This window comes from Cobetia sp. ICG0124 (assembly GCF_004006355.1).
Lineage (GTDB): Bacteria > Pseudomonadota > Gammaproteobacteria > Pseudomonadales > Halomonadaceae > Cobetia > Cobetia marina.
Genome location: NZ_CP024893.1, coordinates 914,583 through 927,260 on the forward strand (window position 1 = coordinate 914,583; position 12,678 = coordinate 927,260).

The window sequence follows — 12,678 nt, forward strand, 5'->3', positions numbered from 1 at the left end:
GCAGCGCTGATGGATATCGCAACGGCTACCATGCTGCTGGTCGGCGGCATCTTCGCGCTGCTGGTCACCGGCCTGCCGCTGGCCTTCGTCACCGGCCTGGTCGCGCTGGCCTACACCTTCGGCTGGTTCGGCCCGATGGCGCTGCCGCTGGTCACCAGTCGTGTCTATGGCTTCGTCACCGAGTATTCGCTGGTGGCGGTGCCGATGTTCGTGTTGATGGCCTCGCTGCTGGATCGCTCGGGGATCGCCAAGGACCTGTTCAATGCCATGCGCGTGATGGCAGGTCGCCTGCCCGGCGGCGTGGCGATCCAGACCATCGTGGTGGCGTTCTTCCTGGCGGCGATGTCCGGCATCATCGGCGGCGAGATCGTGCTGCTGGGGATTCTGGCGCTGCCGCAGATGCTCCGGCTCGGCTATGACAAGCACATCGCCATCGGCGTGGTGTGTGCCGGGGGCTCGCTGGGCACCATGATGCCGCCCTCCATCGTGCTGATCATCTATGGCCTGATCGCCAACCAGTCGATTGCCGATCTGTTCACCGCGGCGATCACCCCGGCCATCGTGCTGATGGCAAGCTATATCCTCTATGTGCTGATCCGCTGCCTGCGCAATCCCGCGCTGGGGCCGGTGATGCCCGAGGAGGAACGGCGTGCCAGCTTCCAGAGCAAGCGTGAGCTGCTCAAGGCCGTCGGCGTGCCGGCGATCATCGCGGGACTGGTGCTGGGTTCCATCTATGGTGGGGTGGCCTCGGTGACGGAGGCAGCGGCGATGGGCAGCTTCGGCGTGCTGGTGGCGGTGATGCTGCGGGGTGAATTCTCCATCACCCTGATGCAGCGTGCGCTGTCCCAGACCATGAACACCTGCGGCATGATCATCTGGATCGGTATCGGGGCGGCGGCGCTGGTCGGGGTCTACAACCTGATGGGCGGCAACCGCTTCGTGTCGAGCATGATTCTCGGCCTCGATATCCCGCCGCTGGCGATCATCATGGTGATGATGGCGATCCTGCTGCTGCTGGGGCTGTTCCTCGACTGGATCGGCATCGCGATGCTGACCCTGCCGATCTTCGTGCCGATCATCATCCAACTTGGCTATGACCCGGTATGGTTCGGCGTGCTGTTCGCGGTCAACATGCAGGTGTCCTTCCTGTCGCCTCCCTTCGGGCCTGCCGCCTTCTATCTGAAAGGCGTGGCACCGGAAGGCATCAGTCTCAAGGATATCTTCGTCTCGCTGCTGCCGTTCATCGCCATCCAGCTGTGCGTGCTGGCGATGTTGCTGCTGTGGCCGCAACTGTCACTGTGGCTGGTCTAGTCTCAACAGATGTTGCCTGATGGCCGAAGACTCGACGCCCTCGCAGATGCGAGGGCGTCGTCGTTCGTGACGACAGGTTTGCGCTGCAATGTGGCGACGCGACATGCATCAGGGGATTTGTGCTCATTGTTGGTGCAAGCAAGCCGGCGGTGAATCAGAGTTGAGAGTTGAGAGGCCAGACTGTCATTGCGACTGCACCATCTTGGCACATTCCCTGCAATGCTCTTGGCAGGCTTGCCTGGCGCAACGAGACCGCACCGCGGGGATGCCTGGCACGCTGCAGCACTTCATGAGGAGAGTTCACATGTCAGAGACTCAAGCACCGCTGTTGTTGCTGACCGACCTGGATGGCTCGCTGCTGGACCATCACGATTACTCGCCGGGTCCGGCGCGCAGCTGGCTGACCCGCCTGCGTGCTCGCGGCGCCTGGGTCGTGCCCAATACCTCCAAGACCGCGGCTGAACTCACGCCCTTGATGCGCTCGCTGGGGCTGGCGGGTCAGCCCTGGATCGCCGAGAACGGAGGCGTCGTGGCGCTGCCGGCCTCCTGGCTCAGTGCCTATCCACTGGAGGAGGCCAGTGCCCCGGATGCGCACGGCCTGTGCCGTATCGCGGTGGCCATGCCGCGCCGCGCGATTCTCGAGGTGCTGGAGGGACTGAGCGAGGAATTCGCCTTTGAAGGCTTTGCCGCGATGTCGGTGGCAAGAATCAGCGAGCTGACGGGGCTGGGAGAGGCGGATGCGGCGCTGGCGGGGGAGCGTGATGCCAGTGAACCGCTGGTATGGCAGGACGCGCCGGAGCGCCTCGAGGAGTTCCGCACGCGCCTGGCCAGCCATGGCCTCAAGCTGACGCGGGGCGGGCGTTTCCATCATGTGACGGGCGACACTGACAAGGGGGTGGCGGCGCGCTATCTGATCGCGCGCTACCGGCTCTGTGAGCGGGTGCGTCCCTGGACACTGGGCTTCGGTGATGGCGCCAATGATCTGCCATTGCTGGCCGCGGTCGACAACGCTGTCCTGATCCCCAGCGTCGGTGATACCTCACAGCGCGATCGGGAGCTTGCCGAGTATCCGCTACTGGCGGATGAACGCCGCTGTTTTCGCGCCAATCACCCCGGGCCGCAGGGATGGGTCGAGGGATTACGTCACTGGCTGGCCAATGGCCAGCCGGAAGAATGGACATCCAGAGGCCTGCGCGCCTGACGCCTGCCTGATGCGTGTCTTCGGTATGACAAGGAGCTGACATGAGCGATTTTTACCAGAATGGCATCATCACCAACTTCCATAACCTGACCGACCGTCCGGTGGAGGACCTTGAAGCGGATCTGATGCGCTTCTCCCGCAAGCGGCCGATGAGCCTGATTCTGCCCTCGCTGTATTCCGAGCTGGAAGGCCCCGCGCTCAAGCACATCGTCGATGAGCTGGCGCAGGTGCCGTATCTCAGCGAGATCGTGATCGGGCTGGATCGTGCCGACCGCGACCAGTTCGAGCATGCCAAGGAGTTCTTCTCTCACCTGCCACAGCATCACCGTATCCTGTGGAACGACGGGCCGCGCCTGCGTGCACTGGATGAAGAGCTGACCGAGCATGGTCTGGCACCGATGGAGGCCGGCAAGGGGCGCAACGTCTGGTATTGCTCCGGTTACGTGCAGTCATCAGGCATCGCCGAGGCGGTGGCACTGCATGACTGCGATATCGTCACCTATGATCGCGGCCTGCTGGCGCGTCTGATCTACCCGGTCGCCCATCCGCAGTTCAACTACGAATTCTGCAAGGGCTACTATTCGCGCATCGCCCAGGGCAAGCTCAATGGTCGCGTGGCACGTCTGATGGTCACGCCGTTGATCCGTGCGCTCAAGAAGGTCTATGGCCCGCTGCCGTATCTGGATTATCTCGACAGCTATCGTTATCCGCTGTCCGGTGAGTTCTCGATGCGCACCGACGTGCTGGCGGACATTCGCATCCCCAGCGACTGGGGGCTGGAGATCGGCGTGCTGTCCGAGGTGCATCGCAACTATTCCACCAAGCGTCTGTGCCAGGTGGACATCGCCGATGCCTATGATCACAAGCATCAGCCGCTGTCCGAGGAAGATGCGCTGGGCGGCCTCAATCGCATGAGTCTGGATATCGCCAAGGCCATGTATCGCAAGCTGGCGACGCTGGGGGTCGAGATCCATGGCGAGACTTTCCGCACCATCAAGGCGACCTACTATCGCATCGCGCTGGATCTGATCGAGACCTATTACAACGACGCCGTCATGAATGGCCTGACGGTGGATCGTCACAGCGAGGAAGCGGCAGTGGAGCTGTTCGCCGCCAACATCATGGATGCCGGCAGCGCCTTCCTCGACAACCCGCGTGACAAGCCCTTCATTCCGAGCTGGAATCGGGTGCAGTCCGCGGTGCCGGACCTGCTCGAGCGCATGCATGAAGCGGTGGAGCTGGACAACCAGTAATTGCGGCAGACACGGGAAGGTAAAACGACAACGGGGCTGCCACTGGCAGCCCCGTTGTCGTTGGCAGGCACGTCGTCAGGTCAGACGACCTCGATGGCCGGTGGGCGCACCGACTGCTCCATCAGCCAGGCGGCCTGATAGGGGCGGCGCGCCATGGCGGGGTCGAAGGCCTTGTCATGACACAGGTGGTCGGTCAACGCGAGGCCCTGCCAGCTTTCCGGCAAGGGCAGCACACGCGGCTGGTCGGTGACATTGAGGGCGAACAGCAGGCGACGTCCCTCGTGGGTGACGCGCTCGAAGACGAAGAAGTCCGGCCCCAGGTCGAACACCTGCTGATGGGCATCGGGGTGGAAGCATGGCTCCTCGCGGCGCAGTGCCATGCGGCGCTTCAAGGCATGGAAGACCTCATGGGTCGCGGTGTTGGGGCTGGACAGCAGGGCTTCCAGTTCATCGCGCTGCCACTTGCGGCGGTTGATGGCGCGCAGATGCCCGTCGCGTTCGACCCCTTCCTGGTGATTGGGGGTGGCGGTCAGTGAATGAAGATAGAGGCCGGGAATGCCCTGCAGGCTCAGCATCAGGGTCTGACTGGCGATGAAGCGCTCGATCTGCCACGGGTCCCGTCCACGCCGCGTGCCCTTGAGGGCATCGAAATAGCTGATGTTCAGCTCATAGGGAGTGTCGGCGCGCCCCGGATTGGCGCGCATGCTGACGTAGCCACCGAAGTCGTGCACCAGTCGCACGAGGGTATCGCGCTCATGGTCCGGCAGCAGGCCTTCCAGCGCACGCACGCCGATGCCATCGTGGCTGGCCGTGAAGTTGAAGTAGCTGCATCCCGCCGGCAGAGAGGGCAGGCTGGCGGCCCATTCGGTCAGCGCACTGGCATCCCCGGAGGTCAGGGTATGCAGAGTCAGCGGCGGCAGCGTGAACTGATAGATCATGTGGGCTTCATCGGCCTGGGCGCTGCCCTCGAGGGAGGTCAGGTCCTGCTCGGAAAGGCGGTCGAGGCCGAAATACGACATGTTCTCGGCGTGGGGCACGTTGGTTTCCGTGATCAGCAGGCTGCCGGGGGCCAGATGATCCACGATGGCGCGCAGCAGGCGGACCACGGCATGCGTCTCCGGCAGATGCACGCAGGAGGTGCCCAGACGCTTCCACAGGAAGGCCACGGCATCGAGGCGGATCATGCGCGCGCCCTGCTCGAGGTAATAGAGCAGGATACCGATGAACTCCAGCAGGACGTCGGGATTGGCGAAGTTGAGGTCGATCTGGTCATCCGAGAAGGTTGCCCACAGATGACGCAGGCCACGACGGGTATGCACCGGCGTGAGCAGGGCCGAGGGGCGTGGTCGCACCACGCTGGAGACGTCCGTTTCCGGGTCCATCTCGATGAAGTAATCGCGGCCGGGTTGCACGCCGGCCAGATAATCGGCGAACCACAGCGATTCCCGCGAGCAGTGGTTGATGACGAGGTCCGCCATCAGGTCACGTTGCTCGCTCAGACGCTGGATGTCCTGCCAGTCGCCGAGGGCCGGATTGACCTCACGGTAGTGGATGACGCTGAAGCCGTCGTCGCTGCTCCAGGGGAAGAAGGGCAGGACGTGCACCCCGGAGAGGCAGTCACCCAGACGGCTCGCGAGGAAGTCATTCAGGGTGGCCAGCGGGGCCTCGCCTTCCTGTTGCACGCTGTCGCCGTAGGTGATCAGCCACTGATCACGTTCGCTCCACAGCGGTTCGCCCTCGGGAACCCGGGGGGCAAGACGCGAACGATGCAGCTCCATCAGTGTCTCGAGACGCCGCAGCACCTCATCCTTGCGCTCGGGATAGATCACCGCCAGCAGCGTCTCGGCGTGTACCTGCGAACGACTCGATACAGGATCAGCAGGATGATGGCACCGAGCACGGCGATGACGAAGCTTGCCAGATTGAAGCCGGTGACATCTCCGAAGCCGAGCTGCGTGCCGATCCATCCCCCTACCACGGCACCCAGGATGCCGATGATGCTGGTGACGATGATGCCACCGGGGTCCTTGCCGGGCATGATGACCTTGGCGATGATGCCGGCGATCAGTCCGAAGATGATCCAGGCGATGATTCCCATGTCGCGTCTCCTTGCGTCATTAGTAAGCACTTGGTCGTGAAGATCATTCACCGCCGCCACCTCGCACTCAAGCAGGCTCCCAACAATGCACTGTCCCTTCTGTGGAACTCATGAAACCAAGGTCACGGATTCCCGGCTGGTGGTCGAGGGTGACCAGGTGCGTCGTCGTCGCCAGTGCGCGGCCTGCGGCGAGCGTTTCACGACCTACGAGACGGCAGAGCTGGTCATGCCGCGAGTGGTCAAGGGTGACGGTTCCCGTGAGAGCTTCGATGAGCACAAGCTGCGGGCAGGCATGTTGCGCGCGCTGGAGAAGCGTCCTGTCTCCTCGGAGCTGATCGAGGCGGCTGTCGAGCGTATCCGTCAGCGTCTGCGCGCCACGGGGGAGCGTGAGATCGAGGCGCGCCGGATCGGCGACGAAGTGATGCAGCAGCTCAAGCGGCTGGATCAGGTCGCCTATATCCGCTTCGCCTCCGTCTATCGCCGGTTTCAGGATCTGGACGAATTCCGTGCCGAGATCGACCGCCTCGCCCAGGAGCCCAGTTTCCTGCCCGGCGAGGAAGACAGCCGCTCCTGATCACGATATTCGCCACATGGCGCATGCCTTGCGCCTTGCGCGCCTGGGAAGCTACACCACCCATCCCAATCCACGGGTCGGGTGCGTGCTGGTCGACCCCGTCACTGACGAGGTGATCGCCACCGGCTTTCATGTGCGCGCCGGGGAAGGGCATGCCGAGGTCAACGCCTTGGCCGCCGCCGGTGAGCAAGCCCTGGGCTGCGTGGCCTACGTGACGCTGGAGCCCTGCTCGCACACCGGGCGAACCGGACCATGCTCACGCGCCTTGATCGCGGCGGGCATCTCGCGGGTGGTGATCGCCATGCGGGACCCGAATCCGCAGGTGGCCGGGCGTGGCATCGCCATGCTTCAGGGCGCTGGCATCGCCGTGACGGTGGGCGTGCTGGAGCAGGAGGCGCGTGCGCTCAATCCCGGCTTCCTGTCGCGCATGGAGCGCGGGCGCCCCTTCGTGCGTCTCAAGCAGGCCATGAGTCTGGACGGTCGCACCGCGATGGCCTCCGGTGAATCCCAGTGGATCACCGGCCCGGAAGCGCGCAGCGCCGTTCAGCGACTGCGCGCACGCTCCAGCGTGGTGATGAGCGGTATCGAGTCGGTCATCTTCGATGATTCGCGCCTCAACGTGCGCGCCGAGCAGCTGGGGCTGGAGGCGCATCCGCTGGGGCTCGAGGCGCTGGTGACGCGTCAGCCGTTGCGCGTGGTGGTGGATACGCATCTGCGCCTGCCCCTGGCGGCGCGAATCCTTGAGCAGGACGGCAGAACCCTGGTGGTCTGTGTCGCGGATGAGACAGCGGCTCAGGCAGAACGGCGCAGACTGTTGGAAGCGGCCGGCGCCGAGGTGCTGGCGCTGCCGGCGGGCCCGGAGGGACGTGTGGATCTCGAGGCGCTGTTGCGCCATCTGGCCGAGCACGAGCAGGCCAATGAGGTCCTGCTGGAGACCGGTGCGGTGCTTGCCGGTGCCATGCTCAGTGCCGGGCTGGTGGATGAGATGCAGCTGTTCATGGCGCCGACGCTGCTGGGCGGGGAGGCGCGTCCGTTGCTGGCCCTGCCCGGACTCGAGCACATGGCGCAGCAGCGGCGGGTCGAGATCCGTGAGATTCGTGCCGTGGGGCGCGACTGGCGCATCACGGCAGTGCCCGACAAGGACTTGCCGCTGTCTGGCGACAGTGGCGTCGCGGGGCGCTGGCGCAAAACCGGGTGGCGGGGTACCCTGACGCCCGACTTTTTGATAACACGCGTGGGCCGGGCAACCGTCGGCGCGGTCCGAAATGTGGAGCAAGCATGGCGCTATCAGGCATCGCAGCACTCGTCGAGGATATCCGGCAGGGCAAGATGGTCATCCTCATGGATGACGAGGATCGTGAGAACGAAGGCGACATCATCATCGCCGCGGAAGCCGTGACAGCCGAGCACATCAACTTCATGGCGCGTCATGCGCGTGGCTTGATCTGCATGCCGATGTCGCGTGAGCATTGCGAGCAGCTCCAGCTGCCCTTGATGGTGCAGGCCAACGGTTCCGGCTTCGGTACCAAGTTCACGCTCTCCATCGAAGCCACCGAAGGCGTCACCACCGGTATCTCCGCTGCTGATCGCGCACGTACCGTGCAGGCGGCTGCCGCCCGCAACGCCCGTCCGCAGGATATCGTCCAGCCGGGGCATATCTTCCCGCTGATGGCGGAACCGGGTGGCGTGCTGCGTCGTGCCGGCCACACCGAGGCGGCCTGTGATCTGGCCTCCATGGCGGGCTTTGGCGCGACCGGCGTGATCTGTGAGGTCATGAACGACGACGGCAGCATGGCGCGTCGTGAGGAGCTCGAGCGCTTTGCCGCCGAGCATGATCTCAAGGTCGGCACCATCGCGGACCTGATCGAATACCGCATCCACAACGAACAGACCGTGGAAGTGCTGGACAGCGAGCAGGTCGAGACGGCCTTCGGCGAGCTGACGCTGCACTGCTTCAGCGATCGCATCCAGGGCCGTCACCATCTGGCGCTGGTCAAGGGCACGCCGACGCCTGACGCCTTGACCACCGTGCGTGTGCATGTGGAGGACCCGATGCGTGACCTCCTGACCCTGCGTCAGCCGGGCAGCAGCAGCTGGGCGCTCCATGATGCACTGTCACAGGTCGCTGCCGCTGATGCGGGCGTGCTGGTGCTGCTGGACACCGGCAGTGATTCACAGGATTACAAGGAACGTCTCGATGTCTTCCTCGGACGACGTCGTACGCCGCGCACCAACGAATCCGATGGTGCGGGCAACTATCTGACTACCGGTACCGGTGCCCAGATCCTCAGGGATCTCGGCGTCGGCCGGATGCGTCTGCTCAGCTCGCCGTGGAAGTTCTCTGCGCTGTCCGGTTTCGGCCTCGAAGTGGTCGAGCTGATCGGCAGTGATGACGCGGCCAGTGGCACAGACACGGTCGTCGCTCCCGGTATGATTGATATCTCCGCCCCGGTTCGCCGGGGCGCTAGCATTGTGGACTGACCATGCAACCGATTGCTCAACTCGAAGGCACCTTCACCAATGTCGATGGCCGTTACGTCATCGTCGTCGGGCGTTTCAACCACCACGTCGTCGATAGCCTGGTGGAAGGCGCGGTCGATTCCCTCGTACGCCACGGCGTCGATGAGGAAAACATCGACCTGATCCACGTGCCGGGCGCCTGGGAAATCCCGCTGGCCGTCAAGGCCGTGCTGGCCAAGGTCAAGCCGCACGCCGTCATCACGCTGGGCGCGGTGATTCGTGGTGGCACGCCGCACTTTGAATATGTCGCCGGTGAATGCAACTCCGCCCTGTCTCGTCTGCAGCTCGAGTTCGACACGCCGGTGGCCAATGGCGTGCTGACGGTCAACTCCATCGAGCAGGCCATCGAGCGTGCGGGCACCAAGGCCGGCAACAAGGGCACTGAAGCCGCGATGGCCGCCATGGAAATGGTCTCGCTGCTCAAGGCCATGGGAGGTGATGCATGAGCGAACGTCAGCAACGTTCCGAGCGTGAACCGTCCAAGCAGCAGCAGGCACGCCGTGCCGCGCGTGAGCTGGCGGTCCAGGGCATCTACCAGTGGCAGATGACCGGCAAGAGCATGACCACCATCGAAGCCGAGTTTCGCGGTCAGCAGGTCGATGACGATGTCGAGCTGCACGAGAACTGGGTCGAGGTGATGCGCATCGCTGACCAGGCGCTGTTCCATGAGCTGCTGCACAACGTGCCGCGTTTCCAGAAAGAGCTGGATGCCAGCATCAGCCCGCTGCTGGATCGTCGTCTTCAGGATCTCGACGAGATCGAGCTGGCCATCCTGCGTCTGGGCGCCTACGAGCTCTCCAAGCGCATGGAAGTGCCGTACCGTGTCGCCATCAACGAAGGGGTCGAGCTGGCCAAGACCTTCGGTGCCACCGATGGTCACAAGTACGTCAACGGGATCCTCGACAAGCTGGCAGTCAAGCTGCGCAGCGCCGAGGTGACCCAGGCCCGCCTGCGCTGACATGCCGGGCGAATTCGAGTTGATCGCCCGCTACTTCCAGCGCGATCTGTCCGGGGCACCGGGCGTGCTGCTGGGGCCGGGTGACGACTGTGCGCTCCTCGCCGCCGGTGATGGCATGCAGCTGGCGATCAGTGTCGATACCTCCGTGGCGGGCGTTCACTTCCCGCCGGATGCTCCGGCGTCCTCGATCGGGCATCGCGCCCTGGCGGTCAATCTTTCCGATCTGGCCGCCATGGGGGCGACGCCGCGCTGGGCGTTGCTGGCCTTGACGCTGCCGGAGGTCGACGAGGACTGGCTGCATGGCTTCGCTGCCGGCTTCCATGCGCTGGCCGAACGTCATGGCATCGCCCTGGTCGGGGGCGATGTCACACGCGGCCCGCTCTCCATCACGATCACCGTGCATGGCGAGCTGCCGCTGATGCTGGAGGATGCAGGCCATCCGGATAGCGTATCCCGTCCCATCCTGCGACGTGATGGTGCCCGTGAAGGCGACCTGGTGGTCATCACGGGCGCACCGGGAATGGCGCATGCCGGTCTGAAGGCATGGCAGTCCGGCACGCGGGATGTGCTGGACCCGTGTCTGGCCGCCTATCTGCGTCCGGAGCCGCGTGTGGAGGCGGGCCTCGCACTGCGCCAGCTGGCCAGTGCGGGCCTGGATGTCTCCGATGGCGTGATGGGTGACCTGGCACACATCTGTCGTGCCAGTCAGCTGTCGGCGGCGCTGGAGCTTGGCGAATTGCCGCTGGCGCCGGAGCTGATGGCGGCGCTGGGCGAGCAGGGCGCGCGCGAGGCGGTCCTCAATGGCGGTGATGATTACGAGCTGCTGTTGACGATGCCGGAAGAGCATCTCGAGAGCGCCATCAACGCGCTGCGCCCCCTGAATCTGTCCTTGAGTGTCATCGGGCGCATGCAGGCAGTGGAGGGAAGCGAGCCGCGTGTCATCCTCGAGCAGGAAGGGGTCGAGCAGGCCGCCGCGGGGAGGTGAGCTCATGAATCGTGCACCTGCCAGTGTCTGGCGTCGTCCCGTCCATTTCCTGGCCTTCGGGCTCGGCAGTGGCACGGCGCCCTTCGCGCCCGGCACCTTCGGCACCCTGGCCGCCATTCCGTTCTATTGGATGATGGCGGGACTGGGGCTCTGGCCCTACATCGCCATCGTGGTGGCCGCCTCCGTTCTCGGGATCTGGATCTGTGATCGCACCTCGAAGGATCTGGGCGTCCACGATCATTCCGGCATCGTCTGGGATGAATTCGTCGGCTACTGGATCACCATGGTCGCCGTGCCGTTTTCATGGCAGGCTGCCCTCTGGGGGTTCGTGGTCTTCCGGGTCTTCGACATTCTCAAGCCATGGCCGATCCGCTGGGCTGACCGTCGTGTGGCGGGGGGATTCGGCATCATGCTCGATGACATCTTCGCCGGCATCTTCGCCTGGTCGACCATGCATCTATGGCTGTGAGGGATAACAACGATGGGCAAGGGACTCGTAACTGCGGCGGCTGTCGTCGTCATCGGTGCTGCCGGCTATGTCGGTGGCGTGGCGTATTCCAGTCAGCGTTTCGAAGACGAGATGGCGCGAATGGTGGCGGAGCTCGACAGCAGCGCCGACATCAAGGCCAGCCGCGATGACGTGCAGAGCGGCTGGTTCGACTCGAGCGGTCGACTCAAGATGGAGCTTGCCACGGGGGAGCAGCAAGGGCCCGTGCGTGTCGTGCTGCCTTATGAAGCCGGTCATGGCCTGCTCTCCACCAGCATGAAGGGCAACATCAAGCTGCAGTACGGTACACCGGCCCGCGATGTGCTTTCCGAGGTCATCGGGGATGGAAAGGCCATCGCCTTCGATGGCAGCGTCGACAATTTCAGCGGTGCCAGCGATACCACGGTGACACTGCCTGTCTTTGAATGGCAGGACCCGGAAAGCGGCACGCGCTTCGACTTCAAGGGCGGCGAGCTGACGGCGTCACATGATGGCGGTGATACTCCCGAGATCACCGTCGACGGCGAGGTCTCTCCCTTCGAGATCACCAATGGTGACGAGAAGATCAGCGTCGGTACCCTGAGCCTGAACGGTCTTTATCGTGGTGCGGACAACGACTTCCGCCAGGATGACAAGATCGAGCTGGATACGCTGACCATCGATAATGGCATGGGGCAGCCGCCGGTGGTGGCGACCGATATCAGCTATTCCGGCGAGACGCGGCTAGACCCGACCGAGCTTCGCTATCTGATGAAGCTGGCCGTGCAGGACGTGAGTGCCGGTGATCAGCAGATGGCCAGCGGCAGTCTGGCGCTGTCGATCGACCGTCTTCAGGGCGCGGCGGTCTATGATTTCATCACTCAGCTGCAGGGCCTGCTGGAAGAAGCCGGCAAGCCGTTTGAAGAGCTGACGGAAGATCAGCAGGTCGCCATGCTCGAGAAGGTCGAGGCGCCGCTGTTCACCATGCTGAGCACGTCTCCTCGTCTGACGCTGGAGTCCCTCAAGGCGCGCAGCGAAGTCTTCGGTGTCGACATGCAGGGTGAGGGGCAGCTGATTCTCGATGGGGCCGGGATGACCGATCTGAGCATCGCCGAACTGCAGACCATCGAAGGGCAGCGTGCCTTCCTGGATCGCATGAGTGGACGTTTCGAATTCCGCAATGTGCCGCCGATGCTGGCGATGATGGCGGGCATCCCGCCGGACTCCGCTGACAAGAACCTGGTGCTGACCATCGATGGGGATGCGCTGCTCGTCAATGGCAAGCCGATCTATTGAGCTTGATAAAGTGTCC

Annotated in this window: 12 protein-coding genes and 1 pseudogene; 11 read left to right on the top strand and 2 right to left on the bottom strand. The window is 64.1% G+C overall.

Annotation, left to right across the window (positions count from 1 at the left end; translation table 11 throughout):
- Window positions 1-9: 9 nt before the first annotated feature.
- The 3 genes from CU110_RS04160 to CU110_RS04170 all read left to right on the top strand — a co-directional run bounded on the left by CU110_RS04160 (window position 10) and on the right by CU110_RS04170 (window position 3,765).
- Window positions 10-1,311: a TRAP transporter large permease subunit gene (locus CU110_RS04160; protein WP_077375014.1), complete on the top strand. Its 1,302-nt coding sequence runs from the start codon at window positions 10-12 to the stop codon at window positions 1,309-1,311.
- 304 nt (window positions 1,312-1,615) lie between these two features.
- Complete coding sequence (locus CU110_RS04165) at window positions 1,616-2,512, top strand: HAD-IIB family hydrolase (RefSeq protein ID WP_164850270.1); 897 nt, start codon at window positions 1,616-1,618, stop codon at window positions 2,510-2,512.
- 41 nt (window positions 2,513-2,553) lie between these two features.
- Window positions 2,554-3,765 (top strand): glycosyl transferase, encoded by a 1,212-nt coding sequence (locus tag CU110_RS04170; protein ID WP_077375009.1) that lies wholly within the window; start codon window positions 2,554-2,556, stop codon window positions 3,763-3,765.
- Window positions 3,766-3,845: 80 nt separating this feature from the next.
- Here the strand turns inward: CU110_RS04170 and CU110_RS04175 are convergent, their stop codons facing one another.
- Both CU110_RS04175 and CU110_RS04180 read right to left on the bottom strand, forming a co-directional pair.
- Window positions 3,846-5,543 carry a sugar phosphorylase gene (locus CU110_RS04175; protein ID WP_346427182.1) on the bottom strand — a complete coding sequence of 566 codons (1,698 nt, stop codon included), beginning with the start codon at window positions 5,541-5,543 and terminating at the stop codon, window positions 3,846-3,848.
- Between the two features lie 47 nt (window positions 5,544-5,590).
- The gene (locus tag CU110_RS04180) at window positions 5,591-5,863 is read right to left on the bottom strand and encodes a GlsB/YeaQ/YmgE family stress response membrane protein (protein WP_127734659.1); all 273 of its coding nucleotides are present in this window, start codon (window positions 5,861-5,863) and stop codon (window positions 5,591-5,593) included.
- An 85-nt stretch (window positions 5,864-5,948) separates the two neighbouring features.
- Here CU110_RS04180 and nrdR point away from each other — a divergent pair, with 85 nt between their 5' ends.
- The 8 genes and pseudogenes from nrdR (at window position 5,949) to CU110_RS04220 (ending at window position 12,662) form a co-directional block, all read left to right on the top strand.
- On the top strand, window positions 5,949-6,437 hold the full coding sequence (gene nrdR / locus CU110_RS04185) for a transcriptional regulator NrdR (RefSeq protein WP_077375003.1): 489 nt from the start codon (window positions 5,949-5,951) through the stop codon (window positions 6,435-6,437).
- A 16-nt stretch (window positions 6,438-6,453) separates the two neighbouring features.
- Window positions 6,454-7,578: pseudogene (gene ribD, locus CU110_RS04190) on the top strand (bifunctional diaminohydroxyphosphoribosylaminopyrimidine deaminase/5-amino-6-(5-phosphoribosylamino)uracil reductase RibD); the annotation flags it as partial.
- 200 nt (window positions 7,579-7,778) lie between these two features.
- Complete coding sequence (gene ribB / locus CU110_RS04195; RefSeq protein WP_205694123.1) at window positions 7,779-8,918, top strand: 3,4-dihydroxy-2-butanone-4-phosphate synthase; 1,140 nt, start codon at window positions 7,779-7,781, stop codon at window positions 8,916-8,918.
- 2 nt (window positions 8,919-8,920) lie between these two features.
- Window positions 8,921-9,403, top strand: a complete 483-nt coding sequence (gene ribE / locus CU110_RS04200; RefSeq protein WP_043331374.1) for a 6,7-dimethyl-8-ribityllumazine synthase — start codon at window positions 8,921-8,923, stop codon at window positions 9,401-9,403.
- Window positions 9,400-9,915, top strand: coding sequence for a transcription antitermination factor NusB (nusB, locus tag CU110_RS04205; protein ID WP_084208057.1), 516 nt, complete (start codon window positions 9,400-9,402; stop codon window positions 9,913-9,915). Before ribE ends, nusB begins: the two co-directional genes overlap by 4 nt.
- Before the next feature lies 1 nt (window position 9,916).
- Window positions 9,917-10,900, top strand: coding sequence for a thiamine-phosphate kinase (gene thiL / locus CU110_RS04210; RefSeq protein WP_127734665.1), 984 nt, complete (start codon window positions 9,917-9,919; stop codon window positions 10,898-10,900).
- Window positions 10,901-10,904: 4 nt separating this feature from the next.
- Window positions 10,905-11,369: a phosphatidylglycerophosphatase A gene (locus tag CU110_RS04215; RefSeq protein ID WP_127734667.1), complete on the top strand. Its 465-nt coding sequence runs from the start codon at window positions 10,905-10,907 to the stop codon at window positions 11,367-11,369.
- 12 nt (window positions 11,370-11,381) lie between these two features.
- Window positions 11,382-12,662: a DUF945 family protein gene (locus tag CU110_RS04220; RefSeq protein ID WP_077374986.1), complete on the top strand. Its 1,281-nt coding sequence runs from the start codon at window positions 11,382-11,384 to the stop codon at window positions 12,660-12,662.
- Window positions 12,663-12,678: the final 16 nt, after the last annotated feature.

Excerpts from the sequence above, each read along its gene's own strand:
- CU110_RS04165 (WP_164850270.1), top strand. The coding sequence starts at position 1,616 with ATGTCAGAGACTCAAGCACCGCTGTTGTTGCTGACCGACCTGGATGGC.
- nusB (WP_084208057.1), top strand. The coding sequence starts at position 9,400 with ATGAGCGAACGTCAGCAACGTTCCGAGCGTGAACCGTCCAAGCAGCAG.
- thiL (WP_127734665.1), top strand. The coding sequence starts at position 9,917 with ATGCCGGGCGAATTCGAGTTGATCGCCCGCTACTTCCAGCGCGATCTG.
- CU110_RS04180 (WP_127734659.1), bottom strand. The coding sequence starts at position 5,863 with ATGGGAATCATCGCCTGGATCATCTTCGGACTGATCGCCGGCATCATC.
- CU110_RS04215 (WP_127734667.1), top strand. The coding sequence starts at position 10,905 with ATGAATCGTGCACCTGCCAGTGTCTGGCGTCGTCCCGTCCATTTCCTG.
- CU110_RS04220 (WP_077374986.1), top strand. The coding sequence starts at position 11,382 with ATGGGCAAGGGACTCGTAACTGCGGCGGCTGTCGTCGTCATCGGTGCT.
- ribB (WP_205694123.1), top strand. The coding sequence starts at position 7,779 with ATGGATGACGAGGATCGTGAGAACGAAGGCGACATCATCATCGCCGCG.
- CU110_RS04160 (WP_077375014.1), top strand. The coding sequence starts at position 10 with ATGGATATCGCAACGGCTACCATGCTGCTGGTCGGCGGCATCTTCGCG.
- nrdR (WP_077375003.1), top strand. The coding sequence starts at position 5,949 with ATGCACTGTCCCTTCTGTGGAACTCATGAAACCAAGGTCACGGATTCC.
- CU110_RS04175 (WP_346427182.1), bottom strand. The coding sequence starts at position 5,543 with ATGGAGCTGCATCGTTCGCGTCTTGCCCCCCGGGTTCCCGAGGGCGAA.
- ribE (WP_043331374.1), top strand. The coding sequence starts at position 8,921 with ATGCAACCGATTGCTCAACTCGAAGGCACCTTCACCAATGTCGATGGC.
- CU110_RS04170 (WP_077375009.1), top strand. The coding sequence starts at position 2,554 with ATGAGCGATTTTTACCAGAATGGCATCATCACCAACTTCCATAACCTG.